This window comes from Actinophytocola sediminis (assembly GCF_054779715.1).
In genome coordinates this window covers 148389-169622 of record NZ_BAAGXS010000010.1, presented here as the reverse complement: position 1 = coordinate 169622, position 21234 = coordinate 148389, and the positions used below count along the sequence as shown (strand labels likewise).

Annotated in this window: 23 protein-coding genes; 11 read left to right on the top strand and 12 right to left on the bottom strand. The window is 71.0% G+C overall.

Annotation, left to right across the window (positions count from 1 at the left end):
- Positions 1–4: 4 nt before the first annotated feature.
- The gene (locus ACYVIP_RS06725; protein WP_460393224.1) at positions 5–772 is read right to left on the bottom strand and encodes an ABC transporter ATP-binding protein; all 768 of its coding nucleotides are present in this window, start codon (positions 770–772) and stop codon (positions 5–7) included.
- 205 nt (positions 773–977) lie between these two features.
- Between ACYVIP_RS06725 and ACYVIP_RS06720 the strand changes: the two genes are divergently transcribed.
- From ACYVIP_RS06720 to ACYVIP_RS06700, 5 genes are all read left to right on the top strand, one after another.
- Positions 978–2213 carry a PucR family transcriptional regulator gene (locus ACYVIP_RS06720; protein WP_460393160.1) on the top strand — a complete coding sequence of 412 codons (1236 nt, stop codon included), beginning with the start codon at positions 978–980 and terminating at the stop codon, positions 2211–2213.
- Between the two features lie 129 nt (positions 2214–2342).
- The gene (locus ACYVIP_RS06715) at positions 2343–3533 is read left to right on the top strand and encodes a pyridoxal phosphate-dependent aminotransferase (protein WP_460393158.1); all 1191 of its coding nucleotides are present in this window, start codon (positions 2343–2345) and stop codon (positions 3531–3533) included.
- An 18-nt stretch (positions 3534–3551) separates the two neighbouring features.
- Positions 3552–3980, top strand: a complete 429-nt coding sequence (locus tag ACYVIP_RS06710; protein WP_460393156.1) for an ASCH domain-containing protein — start codon at positions 3552–3554, stop codon at positions 3978–3980.
- 139 nt (positions 3981–4119) lie between these two features.
- Positions 4120–4647: a PadR family transcriptional regulator gene (locus tag ACYVIP_RS06705; protein ID WP_460393154.1), complete on the top strand. Its 528-nt coding sequence runs from the start codon at positions 4120–4122 to the stop codon at positions 4645–4647.
- Entirely contained in the window at positions 4641–5267 is a 627-nt protein-coding gene (locus ACYVIP_RS06700; protein ID WP_460393222.1) for a GyrI-like domain-containing protein, read from the top strand. The genes ACYVIP_RS06705 and ACYVIP_RS06700 overlap by 7 nt, the downstream gene beginning before the upstream one ends.
- On the opposite strand, the gene ACYVIP_RS06695 is transcribed toward ACYVIP_RS06700, so the two are convergent.
- The 7 genes from ACYVIP_RS06695 to ACYVIP_RS06665 form a co-directional block, all read right to left on the bottom strand.
- Positions 5256–7022, bottom strand: a complete 1767-nt coding sequence (locus ACYVIP_RS06695; RefSeq protein WP_460393152.1) for a choline/carnitine O-acyltransferase — start codon at positions 7020–7022, stop codon at positions 5256–5258. The genes ACYVIP_RS06700 and ACYVIP_RS06695 overlap by 12 nt on opposite strands.
- A complete protein-coding gene (locus ACYVIP_RS06690) occupies positions 7019–7849 on the bottom strand; it encodes a class I SAM-dependent methyltransferase (RefSeq protein WP_460393150.1) in 831 nt (276 codons plus the stop codon). The genes ACYVIP_RS06695 and ACYVIP_RS06690 overlap by 4 nt, the downstream gene beginning before the upstream one ends.
- Before the next feature lie 48 nt (positions 7850–7897).
- Entirely contained in the window at positions 7898–8749 is an 852-nt protein-coding gene (locus ACYVIP_RS06685; protein ID WP_460393148.1) for a HalD/BesD family halogenase, read from the bottom strand.
- A 111-nt stretch (positions 8750–8860) separates the two neighbouring features.
- Positions 8861–10222 (bottom strand): NAD-dependent succinate-semialdehyde dehydrogenase, encoded by a 1362-nt coding sequence (locus ACYVIP_RS06680; RefSeq protein ID WP_460393146.1) that lies wholly within the window; start codon positions 10220–10222, stop codon positions 8861–8863.
- 198 nt (positions 10223–10420) lie between these two features.
- Entirely contained in the window at positions 10421–10783 is a 363-nt protein-coding gene (locus ACYVIP_RS06675; protein ID WP_460393144.1) for a YciI family protein, read from the bottom strand.
- Positions 10784–10916: 133 nt separating this feature from the next.
- Positions 10917–11093 (bottom strand): DUF397 domain-containing protein, encoded by a 177-nt coding sequence (locus tag ACYVIP_RS06670; RefSeq protein ID WP_460393142.1) that lies wholly within the window; start codon positions 11091–11093, stop codon positions 10917–10919.
- Positions 11090–11929, bottom strand: a complete 840-nt coding sequence (locus ACYVIP_RS06665; RefSeq protein ID WP_460393140.1) for a helix-turn-helix domain-containing protein — start codon at positions 11927–11929, stop codon at positions 11090–11092. Before ACYVIP_RS06665 ends, ACYVIP_RS06670 begins: the two co-directional genes overlap by 4 nt.
- A gap of 149 nt (positions 11930–12078) precedes the next feature.
- On the opposite strand from ACYVIP_RS06665, the gene ACYVIP_RS06660 reads away from it, so the two are divergent.
- Both ACYVIP_RS06660 and ACYVIP_RS06655 read left to right on the top strand, forming a co-directional pair.
- Positions 12079–12531, top strand: a complete 453-nt coding sequence (locus ACYVIP_RS06660; protein WP_460393137.1) for a hypothetical protein — start codon at positions 12079–12081, stop codon at positions 12529–12531.
- 43 nt (positions 12532–12574) lie between these two features.
- Positions 12575–12838 carry a hypothetical protein gene (locus ACYVIP_RS06655; protein ID WP_460393135.1) on the top strand — a complete coding sequence of 88 codons (264 nt, stop codon included), beginning with the start codon at positions 12575–12577 and terminating at the stop codon, positions 12836–12838.
- Here ACYVIP_RS06655 and ACYVIP_RS06650 read toward each other — a convergent pair.
- The 3 genes from ACYVIP_RS06650 to ACYVIP_RS06640 all read right to left on the bottom strand — a co-directional run bounded on the left by ACYVIP_RS06650 (position 12791) and on the right by ACYVIP_RS06640 (position 15903).
- Positions 12791–14287, bottom strand: a complete 1497-nt coding sequence (locus ACYVIP_RS06650) for a tripartite tricarboxylate transporter permease (RefSeq protein ID WP_460393133.1) — start codon at positions 14285–14287, stop codon at positions 12791–12793. The genes ACYVIP_RS06655 and ACYVIP_RS06650 overlap by 48 nt on opposite strands.
- 1 nt (position 14288) lies before the next feature.
- The gene (locus ACYVIP_RS06645; RefSeq protein WP_460393131.1) at positions 14289–14834 is read right to left on the bottom strand and encodes a tripartite tricarboxylate transporter TctB family protein; all 546 of its coding nucleotides are present in this window, start codon (positions 14832–14834) and stop codon (positions 14289–14291) included.
- Positions 14835–14907: 73 nt separating this feature from the next.
- Positions 14908–15903 (bottom strand): Bug family tripartite tricarboxylate transporter substrate binding protein, encoded by a 996-nt coding sequence (locus ACYVIP_RS06640; protein WP_460393129.1) that lies wholly within the window; start codon positions 15901–15903, stop codon positions 14908–14910.
- Between the two features lie 77 nt (positions 15904–15980).
- Between ACYVIP_RS06640 and tcuA the strand changes: the two genes are divergently transcribed.
- Together tcuA and ACYVIP_RS06630 are read left to right on the top strand one after the other, a co-directional pair.
- On the top strand, positions 15981–17435 hold the full coding sequence (gene tcuA / locus ACYVIP_RS06635; protein ID WP_460393127.1) for an FAD-dependent tricarballylate dehydrogenase TcuA: 1455 nt from the start codon (positions 15981–15983) through the stop codon (positions 17433–17435).
- Positions 17432–18070 carry a GntR family transcriptional regulator gene (locus ACYVIP_RS06630; RefSeq protein WP_460393125.1) on the top strand — a complete coding sequence of 213 codons (639 nt, stop codon included), beginning with the start codon at positions 17432–17434 and terminating at the stop codon, positions 18068–18070. The genes tcuA and ACYVIP_RS06630 overlap by 4 nt, the downstream gene beginning before the upstream one ends.
- 15 nt (positions 18071–18085) lie before the next feature.
- On the opposite strand, the gene ACYVIP_RS06625 is transcribed toward ACYVIP_RS06630, so the two are convergent.
- Complete coding sequence (locus tag ACYVIP_RS06625) at positions 18086–19177, bottom strand: endo-1,4-beta-xylanase (protein ID WP_460393123.1); 1092 nt, start codon at positions 19175–19177, stop codon at positions 18086–18088.
- A gap of 391 nt (positions 19178–19568) precedes the next feature.
- Between ACYVIP_RS06625 and ACYVIP_RS06620 the strand changes: the two genes are divergently transcribed.
- Together ACYVIP_RS06620 and ACYVIP_RS06615 are read left to right on the top strand one after the other, a co-directional pair.
- Complete coding sequence (locus ACYVIP_RS06620; protein WP_460393121.1) at positions 19569–19898, top strand: hypothetical protein; 330 nt, start codon at positions 19569–19571, stop codon at positions 19896–19898.
- The gene (locus ACYVIP_RS06615; RefSeq protein ID WP_460393118.1) at positions 19891–21234 is read left to right on the top strand and encodes a hypothetical protein; all 1344 of its coding nucleotides are present in this window, start codon (positions 19891–19893) and stop codon (positions 21232–21234) included. Before ACYVIP_RS06620 ends, ACYVIP_RS06615 begins: the two co-directional genes overlap by 8 nt.

Below are 21234 nucleotides of genomic sequence, written 5' to 3'. Positions count from 1 at the left end.
CGGCTCACTCCCGCCCGGCGGTCTCGTGCGGCACGTCCTCGCCGAGGTAGGCGTCGAGCACGGCCGGGTGCTCGCGGATGTGGTCGGGGCCGCCGCGGGCGATGACCTTGCCGAAGTCCAGAACCACGATGTCGTCGCAGACGCTCATCACCAGGTCCATGTGGTGTTCCACGAGCATCACCGAGGTGCGCGCGGTCAGCCCTCTGATGAGCTCGCCGATCTCGGTCATCTCGTCGTCGGCCAGGCCGCTGGCCGGTTCGTCGAGCAGCAGCAGGTCCGGCTCGGCGACCAGCGCCCTGGCCAGCGCGACCCGCTTGCGCACCGGGTAGGGCAGGCTCGCCGCGTACCGGTGGGCCACGTCCGCGACGCGCAGCTCGTCCAGCACCGCGAGCGCCCGCTCGGTCAGCGCCCGCTCGTCGCGCCGGTGGCCGGGCAGGGCGAGCAGCGCCGACCAGAACGAGGTGCGCGCGTGCCTGGTCGCACCGACCATGACGTTCTCCAGCACGGTCATCCGGTCGAACAGCCCGAGATCCTGGAGGCTGCGGGAGATGCCGAGCCCGGCGAGCTGGTGGGGCCGCAGGTCGCGCAGCGGCGCGCCACGCCACCGCAGCTCCCCGGAGTCCGGCCGGACGAACCCGCAGGCGACGTTGAACAGCGTCGTCTTGCCGGCGCCGTTGGGCCCGATCACGCCGAGCACCTGGTTGGGGGCGACCGAGAGCGAGACGTCCGACAGCGCCACGAGGCCGCCGAAGGTGACCGTCACGCCGGACATCTCGAAACCGTTTGGTGGCACGCACCGGCTCCCTACGCTGGGATGTGTTCGCCAACTGTGGTGCGCGGAGCACGATCGACGACATAGGCGGAGCGCACAAAATCGATGGTGCGAACCGACCCGAATCGCACATCGTGCTTGGTTGTTCTGTGCAGTGAGTGTCAGTCTTGCGACCATGGACCTGGCGCATCGCAGACCACCCCGGGTGCCTCGTCGGGGGTCCCAGCACGGGGTGCCCGACCCGGCGCCGGAGACCGAGCAGAAGATCGAACACGCCTGGGCCTCGCTGCTCGACCAGGCCGACGCGATCGCCGACGACATCACCCTCACGCTGCTGGAACGGGACCCGTACTGGTCAGAGCAGCGCCCCGACCGGCAGGCCGACCTGCGGGCCAGCAGCCGGGAGCACGTGCGCAGCGGCATCCGCGCGATGGCCGGGCGCAGCGACCCCGACCAGCGGGCGACCGACGTCTGGCGCGAGACCGGCCGGCTGCGGGCGCGCCAGGGCGTGCCGATGGACCGGGTGCTCAGCGCGTACACCCAGGGCACCCGCACGCTGTGGGAGGCGTTGCTGCGGCGGGGCTGGGACGAGAAGGCGCAGATCAGCGAGCACCTGCTGGTGTTGGCCGGGCAGAAGCTGTGGGCCGCGCTGGATGTGCAGAACGCGGTGCTGGTCGAGTCCTATCGGCGTGAGGCCAACCGGTTGCAGCGGCAGAACCTGCAGCGGCAGCAGAACTTCCTCGACGGTCTGGTGGAGGGCCGGGGTGCCGACCCCGAGTTCGCCAGGGAGGCCAGGGAGGCGTTGGGCATCGGCCCGGACGAGCCGGTGGTCTGCGTGGTCGCGCCGTTCACCGATCCGCTGGACGAGCCGCTGCGCGCGCCGGAGGACCGGTTGGAGCGGGCGGGGCTCAGCTCGCACTGGCATGTGCGGGGTGGGAACTTCTTCGGGCTGGTCCCGCGCCGGAACCTGACCGTGGCGCAGCTGGTGACCGCGCTGGAGCCGTGCGTCGCCGGGCGGGTCGGGGTGGCGCCGTGCACCGACGGGCTCGCCGGGTTCGCCACCGCCTACCAGCTCGCGTCGCGGACCGCGGAGTCGTTGCCGAGGGGGACCCAGCGGGTGGTGCCGTTGACCGATCGGCTGCCCGAGGTGGTGCTGGCGGGGAGTCCGGAGGTGTTGCCGGTGCTGGTGGCCGAGACCGTCGGGCCGTTGTTGCAGCAGCCGGCGCCGCTGTCCCAGACGTTGTTGGACACGTTGGCCGCGTTGCTGGCCAACGACGGCTCGCCGACGCACGCGGCGCAGGCGCTGTACTGCCACCGGAACACGGTGATCTACCGGATGAAGCAGATCGAGTCGCTGACCGGCAGAACCCTCCAACGCCCAAAGGACAAGTTCGAGATGGCCCTTGGCCTCCTCGCCACCGGCCGCCCGTTCCCCGGCTGACGTGCAGCGAAGGGTCCCTTCGCTGCGCCCACCGCAGCGAAGGGACCCTTCGCTGCGTGGCCGGGGGTGAACCGTGGCCGGTTCCGTTACGTATCCGCCTGTGTCGCGGGTGAACGAAACGGAGTCGAGTTGGGAAACCACAGTGTGGCGTCGGGCCTGTTCCAGCAGACCGCCCACAGTCCGTCGGTCTTCGAGCTGTCGAGAAGGATGGGGGAGCAGGGGCACCAACTGGTCGACTTCTGCATCCCGTGCAATCCGTACTTCCCGACCCCGGAGATGTTCGCCGAGATGTCGGCGAGGCTGGAGCAGGTGCTCCGGTTCTACCCGAGCGACTCCTCGACGATCGCCGCCGAACTGTCCCGGCTGCTGGGCCTGAACCCGGCGACGCTGGCCATGGCCAACGGCTCGACCGAGCTGATCACCTGGATGGACCACCTGTGGTTCCGGGAGAGCGTGGCGATCCCGATCCCGACCTTCGGCCGGTGGACCGACCAGCCGATGGAGACCGGCAAGCGGGTGGACATGTTCCCGCTGCGCGAGATCGACCGCTTCGCGCTGAACATCGACGAGTACGTGCGGTTCATCCGCGCGCGCGGGTCACGGGTGGCGGTGCTGGTCAACCCGAACAACCCCGACGGCGGCTACCTGCCCCGGCGTGAGGTCATCCGGTTCATGGACGAGCTGGCCGATCTCGACCTGGTGGTGGTCGACGAGTCGTTCATCGACTTCGTGGACGCCGAGCGCGACCCGTCGGTGGCCATGGAGGCGGCGATCCGGCCGAACGTGGTGGTGCTCAAGAGCCTGGGGAAGAACTTCGGCCTGCACGGCATCCGGTTCGGCTACCTGGTGGCCAACCCCGGGCTGGCGGCCAAGATGCGCAAGGCGCTGCCGAAGTGGAACCTCAACTCGCTGGCCGAGATGGTGGTGTTCATGCTGCGCGAGCACGGCGCGGAGTACCGGGAGAGCCTGCAACTGCTGGCCAGGGACCGGTACAACATGGGCGTGCTGCTCTCCCGGCTGCCGGAGTTCACGGTGTACCCGTCCCAGGGCAACTTCCTGCTGGTGAAGCTGGCGCCCGGGGTGGACGGCACGGACCTGCGGGACCACCTGATCAACCGGCACCAGGTGTTCATCAGGGAGTGCGGCAACAAGCTCGGCATGAGCAGCCAGTTCCTGCGTTTCGTGGTGCGCCCCCAACACGACGTGGCCCGCCTGGTGGACGGCATCCACGACTACGCCCACCCCCAGTGGAACGCCAAGTGGGACAACCAACGCGACGACGAACTGGCCCGCCGCCGCAACAGCGAGCGCACCGCCTGACTTCGTATCCTCGGCGGCATGAGCCTCGATGATCTGCCGCGGGTGGAGTTCGCGTTTCCCGGACCGTTGCGGGACCAGTTGGTGGCCGCGATTCTGGCTGGCACGAAGACCGCGACCGCTGGCCTGGTGCTCGAGTACGAGCGCGAGCACGAGCCGCTGCCCACAGCGGGCCAGCGGTTCGCGGTGGTGGACTCCGCGGATCGGCCGGTGGCGGCGATCGAGCTGACCGAGGTCCGCGTGGTCCGGCTCGCCGATGTGGACCTGCCGCACGCCCTCGACGAGGGTGAGGGTGACGAGTCGGTGGCGCAGTGGCGGGCCGGGCACGAAAGGTTCTGGCACAGCGCGGAGATGCGCGCGGAACTTGGCGACCCCGGTTTCACCGTGAACGACGACACCCTGGTGCTGGCCCAGCGCTTCCGGCTGGTGCACACCGTGGAGGGCGAGTGATGCCCCCTCGGCGGGTGTGGGCACCTGAGCGCTCAGCGGGTGATCCGTGGAACCACCGAACTCATGCGATCGCACTAACGGAAATTCTGTTAGAGCACTAACAGATTCGCCGGATTATTCTAGCGCTAGAGTAACCGCCATGACACCGCTCACCCCCGCCGAGCTGACCGTGCTCGGGTTGCTCGTGGAGCAACCCCAGCACGGCTACGAGCTGGAGGAGGTGATCACCGCCCGTGGCATGCGGGAGTGGACCGAGATCGGCTTCAGCTCGATCTACTACCTGCTCGGCCGCCTGCGCGACCGTGGCCTGATCGCCGAGATCGACTCCCCGCCCGGCGGGCGCGGCAGGGCCCGCCGGGTCTTCGGCGCCACGCCCGCCGGCCGCGCGGCGTGCGCCACCGCCGCCGAGGCGGCCATCGCCGAGGTGCGGCCGTTGTTCCCGCCCCTGCTGGTGGGGCTCGCGAACCAGCCGGTCATCCCGCCCGACCGGCTCCGCGCCGCCCTCGCCGCCCGCGCCGGCACCCTCGACGAGCGGATCGCCCGCGTCCGCGCGGCCGCCGGCGCGCAGCCCGGCCTGCCCCCGTTCGTCCGCGCGATCTTCGACTACGCACTGCGCCAGCTCGACGCCGAACGCGCCTGGCTCGCCACCTACCGGGAGTCCTGGTGAACACCGCGAAATACGACGTCAAGCGCGCCCTCAAGGACCTGTACGCGCCGAAGAACACCACCTGGGCCCTGCTCGACGTGCCCGAACTGTCCTACCTGGCCATCGACGGCCACGGCGACCCGAACACCGCCCCCGCCTACCCCGCCGCGGTCCAGGCCCTCTACTCGGTCGCCTACACCCTCAAGTTCGCCAGCCGCCGGGACACCGGGCGCGACTTCGTCGTCGGCCCGCTGGAGGGACTCTGGTGGGCCGAGGACCCCACGGTCTTCACCACCCGCGCCAAGGAGTCCTGGAACTGGACCATGCTCCTGCACCAACCGGCCTGGCTCACCGCCGACCAGGTCCGGGCCGCGCGCGAAGCGGCGCTGGCGAAGAAGGGCCTCCCCGCCATCGCCGAGCTCCGCACGCTGACCATCACCGAAGGCCGCTGCGCCCAGGTCCTGCACGTCGGCTCCTACGACGACGAAGGCCCCGTCCTCGCCACCCTGCACGACGAGTACCTCCCGGCCAACGGCCTGCGCGAGGCCGGCCAGCACCACGAGGTCTATCTCGGCGACCCGCGGCGCACCGCGCCGGCCAAGCTCAGGACCGTCCTGCGGCAACCGGTCTCAGGCCAGTAGCTCCGCCAGCTCGGCCAGCGCGGTGGTCAGCTCGCCGGCGAACGCGTGCATCTGGTCGGCCACGTGCGTCGGCGTGCTCAGGTACACGTTGAGCCGGTCGGCCAGCAGCACGTAGGCGATGCCGATGCACTGCGGGCTGGTCGACCCGAAGCCGAAGTACTCGACGTTGGCCGACGGCGCGGAGCTGGTGCTCAGGTAGTCGTCGCGCATCACCAGCCAGCCGGGGCTGGCGTACAGCGGGTGGGACTCGGTCGCCCCACCACGCCGGGCGATCAGGTCCAGCTCCCAGAGATGCTGTTCGGGCGCCTGCCCAGCCTGGCACTCCTTCGCGCGGGCGACGTGCTTGGCCGCCGCCGCGCGGAAGGCCTCCCGCCGGGCGTCCCGGTCCGTCGCCGGATCCTCCATTGTGGACACGAAGGTGAGCATCTCGGGGGTGACCACCCGCATGGCCTCGGTGCGGCCGTGGCGGAACTGCCGGGTGGCGATCGACTCGTAGGTGGCGCCGGTGAGTCCCTTGGCCCGCCGGTGCGCCAGCTGGTATGCCGACTGCACGAACGCGTCCGGCGACATCCCGAGCGACTTGGCCGTGGCCGCGCCGAACTCGGGAAACGACACCGTCTGGGTCGCGGTGGCGGCGGCGAACGCGGCGAACGACTCGCCCGCCGCCCTGGCCGTGGCCGCCAACTCCTCGTCGAGGGTGAACTCCACCGGCGCGACCGCCGGCTGGCCCGGCGTGCTCGACCGCCTGCCCGGCTCCTCGCCGAGCAGGGTGTCCAGGAAGCTCAGGATCGTGGTGCCGTCGAGGCCGCAGTGCTCGACGTTGATCCCCGAGGTGCCGTCGGCGAACACGATCAGCGAGAACGACTTGTCGAACCACCGGTTGCCGCTGTCGCCGTGCAGCAGCTGGTCGCAGGCCTGCTGGGCGCCCTCGGGGACCAGATCCTCCAGGCACAGGCAGAACAACGCGCTCTCGATGTCGTCCAGCGCCGCGGCGTTGCGTTCGTCGGCCAGCAGCGCGGTCCGCGCGGTCGCCCAGTCGGCACGCGCCATGGTGGTGAAATGCCCGACCGCGGCACTCGGGTCGGCCAGGAACGTGCCGGTCTTCATGATCGTGCGCAGCGCCGAGGCGATGTCCTCCCGGTCATACGGCCGGTCGTCCCCGGTGAGCACGTCGAGCCGGAACGGGGTGTCCCGGTAGAACACCACGATGTGCCGGGCGGTGGCCGGCCCTGGATGGTCGGCGTTGTAGGGCGCGCGCACGGTGTCCTGCTCGGCGCCGGGGATCCGGGTGGTGGAGAACAGGAACTGGTGCTGGGTCATGGACAGCGGCTGGCCCCGGTTGACCGCGGGCGGGATCGCCTCCTCGTCCAGGCGCAGCTTGTAGTCGACGGTCGCGGCGACCAGCCCGGCCGCCCGGGTGACCTGGTCCTGGTCGGAGTCGCCGAACAGGAAGAAGTAGTTGGCGTTGAGCGCGATCCGGTCGCGGCGGCCGAGGTAGCGGTAGGCCCAGAAGTCCTCCAGCCAGCTCGGCACGTCCGCCCGCGCGTCGTAGCGCTCCAGCGCCGCCTGCCACTCGTGGGCCGGGCTTCCCGGCGCGAGGAACGCCTCGACCGCCGCCTCGGTCCGCGCCAACTGCTCGGCGGACAGCAGCGGCGTCGACCATTCCAGGAAACGCTGGCAGGTGTCGGCCAGCCGCGGTACCGGCACCCGTGGCAGGCGGTCCTCGTTGCCGAATGTCCGGGAAGACAGGTTCACGTGACGTCGTCCTTGTTGTCGGTCGGTTGGGAACGGTAGAGCCTGGCACACAACCAGCCGTCGGTCTCCAGCTCGTCCGGTTCGACGTCGTTGGCGCGCAGCGAGTCGAGGATCTGCTCCTGTTCCTGCGCGGAGGCGAACCGGCGCTGCTTGAACAGCCCGTCGACCTCGGTTGTCTGGTAGCCGAGGTCGTCCAGGCTCGCCGCGATCGGATCGTAGGAGAACATCCGCAGCACGAAGTGCGCCATCCACGGCCGCCGCCCGCCGGGCAGCTCGGCGATCCTGGACACCGTCCGCTCGGTGACGTAGCCGAGGCAGCCGGTGGACACCACCAGGTCCGCGTCGGCCAGCACGGCCTGCTGCTGCTCGGTCGGGTCGTGCTGTTCGAGGTCGGCGTGCACGAAGTCGTCGAGGAAGCCGGCGTCCTTGGCGTAGTTCAGCGCGGGGCCGGCCACGTCGAGGCCGACGAACCGCGCGTCGCTCGACCCGTTCGTGCGGGCGTTGACGAAGGCGCGGTCGCGTTCGACCAGGCTCTCCCGGTCGAGCTCGGCGGCGTCCTGCGCGGTGTAGTGCTCGTACAGCTCGTCCATTGTCGCCGCACAGCGGAACAGCGCGGCGTTGACGCCGTAGGAGCAGCCGATGTCCAGTACGGTCGGTTCGGTGACTCCCCGTTGCTGCCGGTACTCCGCGACCAGATCGGCGAAGTAGGGCTTGGCCACCTGCGGCACGTGATAGTCGACGGTGCCGAGGGCGTGGAAATATGGTCGGGGGTCGGGCTCGGTGTAGACGTGGTCGAACGAGACCTTTCCGGTCGCGTCGAAGGTCACTGGCGAGCCTCCACTGTCGTTGTCCTGTTGTTTGGGGTGTGCTGTCGGTCAGTCGAGTAGTTGGTCGCCGCGGATCGCCCGTCCCATCTCGTGTTCTGGCAGGACCCGGCCGAACAGCTGCCGGGTCCGCTCGACGCTGCCGAGCACGCCTGGGCGCTCGCTGTAGGCGAAGATCGCCGTGTGTCGCGCGTGCTCGCCGCGCACCGTGCTGACCCGGTGCAGCGCGAACCGCCCCTGGAACAGCTGCAGGTCGCCGGGGCGCAGCTCCAGCCGGTGCACGAGGTGCTCGCCCCGGCCGGCGAGCACGGCGGCCACGTCGGTGAGGTTCTCCGCCTCGGTGGAGCGGATGTTCGGGCAGTACTCGAAGATCCCGCCCTCGCTCGCCTCCTGGGTGAGCAGGCTGACGGTGAACTCGTTGGTGTCGAAGTGCCACGGGTGCGCGCGACCGGGCGCGATCACGTTCAGGCACAGCCCGGCGAGCGGGTCGGCGAGCTCGTGCAGCGCGGGCAGCGCGAAGCAGTCGGCGACGAACCGCTGGAACACCGCGCTGGTGTAGAGCGTCTGCAGCGCCGAGGTGGCCGGGATGTGGTCGCGGGCGACGAAGGCGTTGCCGCGCTCCATCACCACCTGGCCGGGATGCCCGGCCGGCAACTGCGTGTCGATGGCGATGTTGTAGGCGTTGACCCGCTCCACCTCGCCGTGGGCCAGCGGCGCGATTTGCGCGCACTCCGCGCGCAGTTGCTCCTGGAACGCGGGCCGGATGAAGTCCCCGAGCACACTGCACCCGCGTTCGCCCAGCTCGGCACGGGTGCGCTCGACCACATCGCGCCACCCGGGCCCGTCCGGATCCGCCAGCTGATAGCGGTCCGTATCAACTACCCGCTCCAAGCCCACGCCCACGATCGTCGCACACCGTGATCGACGACCACTCGTGACTCGGCACACAGCGAGTGCGATGAAGGACGCCTTCGTTGCGCTCACCGCAACGAAGGCGTCCTTCATTGCGGTGCACTACAAGCGGATCGCCTTCTTGTTCATGAACTCCTCTATGCCGGCGGCGCCCAGTTCGCGGCCGATGCCGGAACGCTTGATGCCGCCGAATGGCAGATCGGCCACTGAGCCGCCCGCGCGGTTCAGGTAGACCATGCCGGACTCGATCCGCTCGGCGACCCGGCGCAGGCGGTCCTGGTCGGTGCCCCAGACGCTGGCCCCGAGCCCGAACGGCGAGTCGTTGGCGATCGCCACCGCCTCGTCCTCGGTCTCCGCGCGGAAGACCACCACGACCGGGCCGAAGATCTCCTCGTAGTAGGCGGTCATCTCCCTGGTCACGTCGGTGAGCACGGTGGCCTCCAGGTAGGCGCCCGGCCCGGCCACCCGGTTGCCGCCCGCCCGCAGGGTCGCGCCCTGGCCGATGGCCGTGGCGACCTGCTCGGCGACCTCGTCGGCCGCGGCCACCGAGGCCAGCGGCGGCAGCCTGGTCGCCGGGTCGGCCGGGTCGCCCGGCTGGAAGAAGTCGCTGACGTGTTTGGACAGCTTGTCGACGAAGTCGTCGTACAGGTCGGCGAGCACGATCATCCGCTTGGGCGCGTTGCACGACTGGCCGCAGTTGCGCATCCGCGCGGTGGCCACCGCGCGCACGGTCTCGTCCAGGTCGGCGGCGTCCAGCACGATCAGCGGGTCGGACCCGCCGAGCTCGAGCACGGTCTTCTTGAGGTGCTTGCCGGCCTCGGTGGCCACCGAGATCCCGGCCGGCTCGCTGCCGGTCAGCGAGACGCCCTGGATGCGCGGGTCGGCCAGCACCGCCGGGATCTGCCTGCTGGCGGCGTAGATGTTCACGTACGCGTCGGTCGGCACGCCGGCGTCGTGCAGCACCTGTTCGATCGCCGCGGCCGAGCGCGGGCAGATGGAGGCGTGCTTGAGCAGGATCGTGTTGCCAAGCACCAGGTTCGGCGCGACGAACCGGGCGACCTGGTAGCAGGGGAAGTTCCACGGCATGACGCCGAGCAGCGCGCCGATCGGCTGCTTGACGATGACCGCGTCGCCGCTTCTGAGGGAGAGCGGCTCGTCGGCGAGCAGTGCGGGGCCGTGCTCGGCGTAGTAGGTGAAGATGTCGACCACGACGCCGACCTCGCCGCGGCCCTCGTTGATCCGTTTGCCCATCTCCAGCGTCATGATCTCGGCGAGCTCGTCGGCGCGTTGCGCGAACAGTTCCGCGGCGCGTGCGGCGATCGCCGCACGGTCGGCCACCGGGCGGTCCCGCCAGGCGGGGAAGCCGCGGTGCACGCGGTCGATCGCGGCCTGGACCTCGTCGTCGGTCGCGTTGGAGATCCGCTCGACCAGCTCGCCTGTCGCCGGGTTGGTGAGTGTGTACATGGGGGCGTGAGCCTCCGTTCCGCTGACACCGTTCTGGGCAGGACCTTGAATACTGTATGCAATAGAACGGCGTTTGCGAAGGGTTCCCGGCACGTCCGCCCCCGAAACGCAGCGAAGGGTCCCTTCACCGCGTCCAGTGCAGCGAAGGGACCCTTCGCTGCACTGGACAGCGCTGGACGCACGTCTGACGGCCACGGCTCACTGCATCGCGCGCACCTCGATGCGGCTGTCGAGCACCTTGGCGATCCTGGTCGCCCAGGACACGGCGGCGTCGGTGTCGGCCGCCTCGATGATCCAGAAGCCGCCGACGTACTGCGTGGCCTCGACGAACGGCTCGTCGCGCACGACCGGCTCGCCGGCGGTGGGGTCGACGGTCTTCGCCGTCGACGGCGGGTGCAGGCCGCCCGCGTAGCGGAACGCGCCGGCCTCCTTGAGCGCGGTGTTGAACCCGTCGACGGCCGCGATGATGGCTTCGAAGTCGGCCGGGTCGGCGTCCTGCATGGACTCCATCGTCGGCTCGTCGGCGGTGTCGTGCGGCATGGTCAGGAAGTACTCGGTCATGGCTGTGATCCTCCGCTGGAAGGGGCGTTGCTGCCCGGTCACCACTGCGTCGAACGACGGTGCGGCGAGTCGACACCTGATCGACAAGAACTTTCCGCACTGGCTCGAACACGAGTGGTGACCGAGCGGGGGATCAGCGGCGGGTGAGCCTGCCGGCCCTGACCGCGCGGAGCAGGGAGGACAGGTCGGTGCGCACCATCGGGCCGGCCGGGTTCTTGCTGTCCCGCACGGTGTCCAGCGTGTGCGCCAGTTCCACGCAGTCGCCCTGGTTGCCCGAGTAGCTCGACTTGCGCCAGCGGATCGAGGTCATGTCGCACGCTCCATTTCGGTCATCAACTCGGTGATGAGCTTGGCGGATTCGTCCTCGCTCATCGTTTCGCGGCGGATCATGTCCACCGCCGTCTGGTAGTCACGCACATCCTTGATGTCGGTGAGCGTGGTCGTGGAGCGGAAGTGCTCCTGCTGTACGACCGGGTCGCCCCGGTCGAACTCCAACAACACGAACGGCCCTTCGAGTGCGGGGGTGTACCGGATGTCGATCGGCAGCACCTCGATCGTCACGTTCGGTTTCTCGGCCTTCTTCAGCAGGTAGTGCAACTGCTCGGCCATCACCTCGGGTACGCAGGACGGGTGGCGCAGCGCGTGCTCGCCGATGATCGCCAGGTACTTGGGTGCGCGCCGACGTTCGAGTACCGCTTGGCGGCCGAGCCGCACCAGCACGCGGTGGTCGGCCTGTCCCCGGGTGGCCCCGGCGCCGAGCATGATGGCGCGGGCGTACTCCTCGGTCTGCAGCAGGCCGGGAATGATCAACGGCTGAACGTTGACGATGGACCGGGCGGTCTTCTCGTCCTCGATCAGGGCGGCCAGCTGCTTGTCCACGCCGGGCGCGACCCAGTTGGGATCGGCGGCGTCGTGGGCGAGTTGCAGGAGCCGGTCGCGCTCGTCGCCGGTCACCCCGAGGATGCCCAGCACCGTGGCGGTGTCGGTCTCCTTGGGTAGCCGCCGGCCGTTCTCCCAGCGCGAGATGTCCGAATGGGACCGGCCGAGCCGGTCGCCGAGCGTCTCCATCGTCATGCCGGCCCGCTTGCGGGCCTCGCGCAGTTCGGCGCCGAGCGCGCGGGCGCGGGACGCGTTTCCTGAGTTCATTTTGTGCTCACCACGCACAGAATCGTAGGCGAATACGCAGAGTGCGCTCACGAGGGTGTCCACCTGACACATTCGGGTGATGGCCACAGTTGTTAATGTGCCGGCACAAGACAGCGAACCGACACGCGCCGAGAGGGGTGCACCGCGACATGGGCACGGCTGACCTGACCGAACTGGACGCCCTCATCGAGGTAGCGGCCAAGCGCGGTTACCTCTGGCACCAGTTTCGGGTCGACCGGCACGGCCCGGACGTGCTCGCGGGTGCCTACCAGTGGGCGCTCTGTGCCGATGTCGTGGTGCTGGCCGACGAGCGCAACTCGCACGCCTACCGCACGCCGACCGGCCCCACCACCGACGTGTTCGCCCCCACGCGCGTCCACTGGTGGTACGGCCGCAGCGACGACTCGGTCGCACCACCAGCGAAGCCGGGCCAGCTCAGGGTCCTGCCGGGGATCAGCCCGGTGTGGACCCTGCGCGCGCTGCTCACCCTGCCCACCCCCGACGAGCCGGGCGGCCTGCTGCCACCCATGCCGGCACCGAAAGGCACCGGCGTGGCCGGCGACCGGGTACCGGTGCGCATCCGCAGGTGGCTCGGCCGCTGATCGTCCCCGCGTAGTCCCGTCACCACACCGAAGGAGTCATCCCGTGGCCGCCACCCCGTTCGTCCTGGTCAACGCCGAGAACCCGGACCAGGTCTTCGCCTACGGTCTCGACATCGACCTGCCATCCGGCCGGGACGTGATCACGTTCCGCCGGGACGCCGACGGTCGCAGCATGTTCGGCGTGCACCAGTCCGTGGAGACCGCGCACCGCCGGTTCAACATGATCACCCCACTGGACCTGGTCTGGGACGATGCCGGGTCAGCGCCGGGCGGCCGCGCGGCGGCGGAGCGCCGGCAGCGCGAGTGACCCGAGCAGCGCCAGTGCGACCGCGACCCACAGCACGATCGTGATGCCGCCGGAGAACAGGATCGACGGGTCGCCCTCCGACAGCGTGAGCGCCCGGCGCAACTGCTCCTCGGCGATCGGCCCGAGGATCAGCCCGACCACCGCGGGCGCCACCGGGATCCCACCCAGGCGCATCAGCAGGCCGAGCAGTCCGAGCCCGCCCAGGATCAGCAGGTCCACCGCGGTCCCGCCGGCGGCGAACGTGCCCAGCGTGGCGAACACCAGCACCCCGGCGTAGATGCCGTAGGCCGGGATGGTCAGCAACCGCGCCCAGACCTTGGCCAGCGGCAGGTTCAGCAACAGCAGCATCACGTTGCCGATGTACAGGCTCGCGATCAGCGTCCACACCAGTGGCCCGGACTCGCTGAACAGCTGCGGACCCGGCTGCAGGCCGTAGGACTGGAACGCGGTCAGGATCACCGCCGCGGTCGCCGAGGTCGGCAGGCCGATGGTCAGCAGCGGCACCAGCACCCCGGCGGCGGCGGCGTTGTTGGCCGCCTCCGGCCCGGCCACGCCCTCGATCGCGCCGTGGCCGAACTCCTCGGGGTGCTTGGTGAGCCGCTTCTCCGCGGCGTAGCTGAGGAAGGTCGGCACCTCGGCGCCGCCGGCCGGCAGGCTGCCGATGGGGAACCCGAGCGCGGTGCCGCGCAGCCACGCCGGCCACGATCGGCGCAGGTCGGCCTTGGTCAGCACCGCGCGTTCGCGCAGCGGCTGCACCGTGGTGTGCCCGGTGCCGGTCAGTAGATGGCCGAACGCCTCGCTGAGCGCGAACAGCGCGATCACCACGATGACCACGTCCACGCCGTCGAGCAGCGAGTCGATGCCGAAGGTGAGGCGGGGTTGGCCGGTCTGGCTGTCGATGCCGATCAGGCCGATCGTCACCCCGACCAGCAGGCTCGCCACGCCCTTGAGCAGGCTGCGCCCGAGCAGTGCGCTGACCGTCACGAACGCCACCGCCATCAGCGCGACGTACTCCGGCGGGCCGAAGCTGGTGGCGAAGTCGGCGACCACGGGCGCGAGGAAGGTCAACGCGATGGTCCCGATGGTGGCCGCGACGAAGCTGCCGATCGCCGCGGTGGCCAGCGCCGCGGCCGCGCGCCCGGCTCTGGCCATCTTGTTGCCCTCGAGCGTGGTGATCATCGAGGCGCTCTCGCCCGGCGTGTTGAGCAGGATCGCCGTGGTGGAGCCGCCGTACATGCCGCCGTAGTAGATGCCGGCGAACATGATCAGCGCGTTGGCCGGCTCGAGTCGGAAGGTGATCGGCAGCAGCAGCGCCACGGTCAGCGCCGGGCCGACGCCGGGCAGCACGCCGACCGCGGTGCCGATGGTCACGCCGATCAGCGCCCACAGCAGGTGCTCCGGCGACACCGCTGCGGCGAAGCCGTCGAGGAGGAGCCCGAACGAGTCCATGTCAGAACCCCCAGGGCCCGGCCGGCAGGCTCAGGCCGATCAACCGGTCGAACACCAGGAACACGATCGCCGCCAGCGCCCAGCCGTAGGCCACCGTGCGCCACCCGTTCGGCGCGCCGAGCAGCATCGCCGCCGCGACGAACAGCCCGGCCGAGGTGACCACGTAGCCGAGCACCGGCAACAGCAGCGCGAACGCGACCAGGGCGCCGACCATGCCCAGCAGGCGCAGCCCCGCGCGTGGCTGCCACGGCTGCCCGTCGACCGCGCCGGCGAGCTGACCGCGCGCCCGCACCAGCAGCGCCGCGCCGACCAGACCGAGCAGCACCCCGACCGGCAACGGCACGGCCGCCGGCCCGACCGCCTCGGAGGTCTCCGGCAACCGCACCGCGTCCACGATCACCAACACCGCGGCCAGCAGCATCACCCCACCAAAAGCAGCGGAAGCGAGCACCTCCCGCCGTTCCGCCTCCCCGGAATTTTGGGTGTCGGTCGCGTTGGGAGGAGGACCGTCCTGTTGGGTGGCGTACTTGTGGCCGGGTTGCGTCACGTTCCCCTGAGGTGCGGTTGGGGAGGGCTCGGGTTGGTTCGACGCTGGGGTCGGGTCGGTTGGTGTCATGTCCTCACCCCAGTCCGATCTCGTCGAGGACCTGGGAGACCCGTTTCTGTTCGTCGCGGACGAACTTCTCGAACTCCTCGCCGGCCAGGGTCGCGTCGCCCCAGCCGCGTTCGGCAAGGGCCGCGCGCCAGGCGTCGGTCTCGGTCATGTCGACCAGCAGGTCTTCCAGCGCCTGTTCCTGTTCGGCGGTGATGCCGCTCGGGGCGACCACGCCGCGCCAGTTCTCCAGTTCGACGTCCATGCCCGCCTCGTGCATGGTCGGCACGTCGGGCAGTGTGTCGAGCCGTTCGGGGCTGGACACCGCGAGCGCGCGCACCGCACCGGACTCGATCTGCGGCGCGATCTCGGACACCCCGGAGATGGCGATCGTCGACCGGCCGGACAGCAGCGTGCTGAGCATCTCCCCGCCGCCGGAGTGCGCGACATAGCTGACCTGGGCGGGATCGGACCCGGCGGCCTTGGCCATCATCCCGGCGAGAATGTGCTCCGCGCCGCCGGCCGAACCACCGGAGATCGACACCGCCGGCAGGTCCGCGCGCATCGCGGCGCTCACCCCGGCCAGGTCGGTCAGCTCGGAGTCCGCGCGCACCACGACGACCTGGTAGTCGGTGGTCAGCCGGACCAGTGGGGTGGTGTCCTCGAGCGAGTACTGCGATCCGTTGGCCACCACCGCGCCGACCATGATCAACCCGGTGGCCATCAGCTGGACCGGATCACCCTCGTACCGGACGAACTGGCTGAGCCCGATGGTGCCGCCGGCGCCGGATACGTTGGTCACCTCGGTCCGCCCGACCAGTTCCCGCAGCGACTTCTGCATCTCCCGCGAGGTCTGGTCCCAGCCGCCGCCCGGCGAGGCCGGGGCCATGATCCGCAGCTGTCGCTCGCCGAGCACGTCGCGCACGGTCGAGCCGGCATGACTGTCCTCGGGAGCGGTGACCACCACCGCCACGGTGGCCAGCACCGCGACCGCGGCCGGCACCCACCGACGTATCCGTTCCATCGAACATCCTTTGGTCGATGCGCTGTCGACATTTGTATACAGTGGTGGCCGGGGCCAGCACAAGGACGGGAGACCACATGCCTGCCGAGGAAACCGACGTGGTGGTGGTCGGTGGGGGAAATGCCGGGTTCAGCGCCGCGCACGCCGCCGCCGAGCGCGGCCGGCGGGTCGTGCTGCTGGAGAAGGGCACGCCCGACCAGGCCGGCGGCAACACCTACTTCACCGCGGGCGCGTTCCGCGTCGCCCACCACGGGTTCGCCGAGGTCGCCGACCTGCTCGACCACGACGAGCGGCACCCGAGCACGGTCCTGCCGCCCTACCCGCCGGCCGAGTTCGCCGCCGACATGGCGAAGGTGACCGGCGGGCACAACGACGAGGACCTCACCGGCGCGCTGATCGCCGACAGCCAGGACGTGCTGCGCTGGCTGCACGGCAAGGGACTGCGCTTCCGGCTGATGTACGAGCGGCAGGCCTACCCCGACGCGCGCGGCCGGCAGGTGTTCTGGGGCGGGCTGACCATCGGCGGCACCGGCGGCGGCAAGGCGTTGGTCGAGGCGCACACCGCGGCCGCCCGCGCGGCCGGCGTGACCGTCCGCTACGGCGTCGGCGTCACTGACCTGATCGTGGACAACGGCCGGGTGACCGGTGTGCGGTGGCCGGGCGGCGCCGTGCTGGCCGAGTCCGTGGTGCTCGCGGCCGGCGGGTTCGAGGCCAACCCGGACCTGCGGGCCACCCACCTCGGCGAGAGCTGGCGGCGGGCCAGGGTCCGGGGCACTCCGCTGAACACCGGCGACCTGCTGGTCGCCGCGCAGGCACACGGCGCGGCGAGCCACGGCGACTGGCGTACCTGCCACAGCGTGGCCTGGGACGCCTGGTATCCCGACAACGAGGGCAACCGCGCGCTGACCAACCAGCTGACCAGAGGCGGCTACCCGCTGGGCATCGTGGTCAACAGCCGGGGCGAGCGGTTCCTCGACGAGGGCCGCGACTTCCGCAACTACACCTACGCCGAGTACGGCGCCCGCATCCTCGAACAGCCGGGCGGGGTGGCCTTCCAGCTCTTCGACGCCACCACCCGGCCGATGCTGCGCACCGAGGAGTACGACATGCCGGGGGTGTCGGTGGTGGTCGCCGAGACCCTGGACGAGCTGGCCGCCAAGGCGGGCGTCGACCCGGCGGCCCTCGGCGCGACGGTGGCCGCGTTCAACGCCGGGGTCGACCGCTCGGTGCCGCTGGACATCGCGGTCCGGGACGGCCGCGCGTCGACGGCCACGCCGCCGAAGTCCAACTGGGCCATCCCGCTGGACCGCCCGCCGTACTACGCGTTCCCGGTGACCTGCGGGATCACCTTCACCTTCGGCGGCCTGCGCGCCGACCAGCACGGCCGGGTGCTCGACCAGGCCGGCGGCGTGCTGCCCGGCCTGTTCGTCTGCGGCGAGATGCTCGGCGGGCTGTTCAGCGGCAACTACCCCGGCGGCACCGGGCTGACCTCCGGCGCGGTGTTCGGCAGGCGGGCCGGCAGGCTCGCATGACCGACGCGCGGGAGGTCTACCGCAGGCTGCGGGCCGAGATCACCGCCGGCGTGCTGGCCCCGGGCAGCCCACTGCGGGAGACCTCGCTGGCCGCCCGGTTCGGCGTGTCCAGGACCCCGGTCCGGGAGGCGCTGCGCCGCCTGGAACAGGACCGGCTGCTGGTCCCCGGCGAGCGCGGCATGGTGGTCCGCGCGATCGACCCGCACGAGGTCGTGCAGATCTACGACCTGCGAGTGCTGCTGGAGGCCGAGGCCGCCGCCCAGGCCGCCCGCGAGCGCCGGACCGCCGACCTGGCGCGGCTGGCCGGGCTGCTGGACCGGGACCGCGCGCTGGCCGACCCGGACGACGCCACCCGCATGCGCACCAACCTGGAGTTCCACGCCGCGGTCTGGCAGGCGACGCACAACCCGGTGCTGATCGACCTGCTGGAGCGGCTGACCGCCCACCTGGTGCACGCCCCGCACTCCACCCTGTCGGTCGGCGACCGCTGGCGGGTCGCCGTCGAGGAGCACGCGAGCCTGCTCGCCGCGGTGAGTGACCGCGACGAGCAGGCCGCGCGGGCGATCGCCGCCGAGCACCTGACCACCGCGAGGGAGATCCGCCTGCGCCTGCTCCGCGAGGCGGCCGGTGAGTAGTTCAATGAGACTGACTCACCTGGTCAGCGCGAGGATCGCCTGCACCTCCTGGTAGGCCGGCTTGGCGGCGAACGACTCGTCGAGCAGGTTCGCCGCGCCCTCGCCCTCGAAGAAGCCGGGCACCCAGGAGTACTTGTCGGTGAAGCCCCACACGGTGAACGAGCCGCACCGCTTGCTCAGCAGGCAGCCCTGCAGCAGCGCGCTGTAGCCCTGGGCCTGGGCCTGCAGCTTCACCGGGTCGGTCGGCATGAGCATGCGCACGTCGGCCTCGGTCACCGCGGTCGACAGCCCGAGCGCCTCGAACCGGCCGAAGTTGGTGGCGATCTCGCTCGCGGAGTGGAAGCCGAACTGCACGGCGTAGTGTCCCTGCGCGCCGAAGCCGTGCACCGGCACCCGTTCGGCCAGCAGGTCGCGGGCCAGTTCGAGGTAGGCGTCGCTCTTCTGGCTCAGACCCTCGACGTTGTAGTCGTTGAGGAACAGTGCGGCCTTCGGGTCGGCCTGGTGTGCCCAGCGGAACGCGTCGGCGATGTAGCCGGGGCCCAGCTCGCGCAACCACAGGGTGTCCCGCAGCTCGCCGTTGTCGTCGATCACCTCGTTGACCACGTCCCACTGGTAGATCCGGCCGCGGAAGTGGCCGACCTCGTCGAGGATGTGCCGGCGCAGGATGCCGCGCAGCTCGGTCGGGGTGATCTCGCCGGACTCGACGCCCTCGGTGAGCCAGGCCGGCAACTGGTTGTGCCACACCAGGGTGTGGCCGCGCACCCGCTGGCCGGCGCGCCGGGCCGTGGCGACGAGCTCGTCGGCGGCCGCGTAGTCGCGCACGCCGCGCACGGCCTCGACCTCCGACCACTTCATCACGTTCTCCGCGGTGATCGAGGAGAACTCGGTGGCGATCCGGTCGCGGTAGACCGGGTCGTCGGCCTGTGCGGCGTGGTCGACCGCGGTGCCGATCAGCAGGTGCCGGTCGGTGAGCTCGCGCAGCGGCCGGTCGGGGTCGGTCGGGCCGGCGCCGGCCCCCGGCGCGCCGGTGGCGGAGGGGAGGACGGCGAAGAGGGTCGCGGCGGCCAGTGCGGCGGCCAGCGCGGCGGCGACGGGTGACACCTTCATCTGAGGCTCCTCGGCGGCGATGTCGGGAACAACTCTCCGAAAGTTTCGCTACATTTCCGTTAGCGGTAGCCACACGTTAGAGGCCCGAGATGTCCGGGTCAAGCGTCGATTCGGGTGGTTGGTCGAGAGGTGAATCGACTGGCCATCGGCCACAACTTCCGGCCGCGTTCCGGTCAGCAGGACACCGCGAGTCGGGAGGCGCGATAGTCGCGGCTGCGGTCCACCTGGCGCCGGTCGCCCGGCTCAGGCCCGGCGTTCACCAACGCGACCGCCGTCTCCCGGAAACCGGCCCTGTACTGCGGATCCAAGGTTCGTCCCAGGTCTGTCCAATGCCCGTCGGGCACGGTCTGTGGCAGTGAACGGCCGGTGGGGATCGGCGGAAGGAGGAGCCGTGGCTGGATTCACGGTGAACGAGGAGAACGTCCTGGAGATCGGCCGGGCGTTCGAGGCGGAGGCCACGCGACTGGCGGATCGGCTGGACCGGCACAGCGCGCGGCTGCGGACGGTGGCGGCCCTGGGTGACCCGGCCAGCCGCGACTTCGCGCCCGCGCTGAACGCGCGGCTGGTCGAGGGTGACGGTTCCTATGTGAACCGCGCGCTGGCGTATGTCGAACAACTGCGCGGGGTGGCCGAACAGTGCCGGGCCAGCGCGCTGGCCTACGGCTACACCGAGGACGAGGTGGCGTCGGCGATGCGGAGAATCGGAGGACACGATGCCTGAGTCCGGGGAGGTCGGCGCGGGCATCGGTTTCTACCGGTACCAGGGTTTCCCGCTGGAGGAGAAGATCGCCTGGGTGGCGGCCGGCCCGGGGGCCTCGGCGCTCGCCGACGCGCAGTCGGCGCTCGGCGAGCTGGGCAACGACCTGATCGAGAGCGAGCAGGTGTTGCGGGAGCTGGTGAACTCGCTCGGCGGTGAGTGGTCCGGGTCGGCGGGCGCGGCCGCGGGCGCGTCGATGGTGTCGGCGGCGAACTGGTCGGCCGACTCGGCGCCGGTGACCGGCGAGGCCGGCTCGCAGGTGGGCCTGCAGAGCGAGTCGGTGACGCGCACCCGCTACGGCATGCCGGGGTCCGCGCCCCAGGCGGAGTACGGGTTCGGCGACGCGTTCGGGGACGCGATCAACCTGCAGACCGGCAACCTCTTCGACGTGCAGACCGACTTCGACGAGCAGGTCGCCCAGCGCCGCGCCGCCGACGAGGAGGCCAACCGGCTGCTGTACGCGCACGAGGCGACGACCAGGGCCACCCTCGCGGCCATCCCGGCGCTCGCCGAGATCGCCCCGATCACCGTGGACTCGACGCCGCCGCCGACCAGGCCGCTGATGGTCGGGGACCAGAGCACCGACTGGAACACGGTGCCCCCGGTCGGCCAGGACGAGCGGACCGACCGGCGCCAAGAACCCAGGGACGACACGAAAAAGCCGGACCGCGAGCCGGTGGAGCCGGAGCCGGCCGACAAGCCAACGGACAAGCCTGCCGACAAGCCCGCCGACACCGCCACGCCCACCGACAAGCAGGCGGTCGCACCGGAGCAGCGCACGGAACAGGACCAGGGCCGGCAACCGCCGCCGGCGCCGGACCAGCAACTCGGCGACCGGTCGCCGTTGGCGACCTCGCCGACCAACAGCGGTGTGCTCCCGGCGAGCTTGTTGCCGGAACCAGACCGCAGCCACGCCGGGGTGCCCGCCGCGCGCGGCGGGTTCGGCCCGACCGGCGGTGTCGGGGGAGGGCTTGGGGGTGGTCTGCCCGTCGGAGGGTTCGTCGGCGGCATCGGCACTGGTGGGGAACCAGTGGCCGGCGGCCGTGGACCCGGGGCGACGGCGGGTGCGGTGCCAGCAGGGGGAGCACGCGCCAATCCGGCGGGTGCCCGCATGGGGGCTGGCGCCGGTCGGGGCGCCGCCGGTTCGCTGATGGGTCCAGCGGCCGGCGGCGCTCGGGACGGGGAGAGCGAGGACCTCGAGCACACCGACCGGTTCTTCAGCGAGACCGACGAGCTGTTCCGCACCGACGACCTGTTGGTGCTCAACCATTCCGTGCTCGGCGAGGACAGGGATCGGTAG